Origin of the sequence: Vibrio sp. Hep-1b-8 (assembly GCF_006124995.1) — a bacterium.
Taxonomy (GTDB): Bacteria; Pseudomonadota; Gammaproteobacteria; order Enterobacterales; family Vibrionaceae; genus Vibrio.
In genome coordinates, this window is record NZ_QEWN01000125.1 from 1 (window position 1) to 650 (window position 650).

A 650-nucleotide genomic window follows, 5' to 3' on the forward strand; every position below is an offset into this window, starting at 1 on the left:
GCTCTAAGCTCAACTCAGCAAACATGGCTTTCAAGCGACGATTCTCCTCTTCTAAGTCTTTAAGGCGTTTGACTTCAGAGGCTTCCATCCCACCGTATTTTGCTTTCCAGTTGTAGTAGGTGGCATCTGAAATGCCGTATTCACGGCACACTTCATTGACCTTACGACCCACTTCCACTTCTTTTAAGATTTTGACGATTTGTGTTTCTGAGTAACGTGATTTTTTCATCGCGGGTTCTCCTTCTATGCTCAGTCTAAGCCGAAGAACTCTAAAATGGTATGCCACTAGTTTAGGGGAGGTTTACATTCGCTCCGAGAGCGGGCTTCGCCCTACGAGAATTTAGAACGGATTTCGTCCTTCGAGATAACTGGAACGCTTCGCTGCTGGATTTTGGAACGGGCTGCGCCCTATGGATCGCTTCGCTTATGGATAGCTGGAACGGACTTCGTCCTTCTGGAGGTGGGTGTGGTCAGAATGCTGAAAGAACGTGTTGACAGAACTTGTTCCCTGGAAGAGATAATATTCTCGCCTCTCGCCTCTCGCCTCTCGCCTCTCGCCTCTCGCCTCTCGCCTCTCGCCTCTCGCCTCTCGCCTCTCGCCTCTCGCCTCTCGCCTCTCGCCTCTCGCCTCTCGCCTCTCGCCTCTCGCC

Annotated in this window: 1 protein-coding gene; it reads right to left on the bottom strand. The window is 51.7% G+C overall.

Annotated elements, in window-relative coordinates; all coding sequences use genetic code 11:
- On the bottom strand, nt 1–229 hold a 229-nt coding region (locus tag DA100_RS16665), incomplete at its 3' end, for a transposase (protein ID WP_138973155.1).
- Between the last annotated feature and the right edge of the window lie 421 nt (nt 230–650).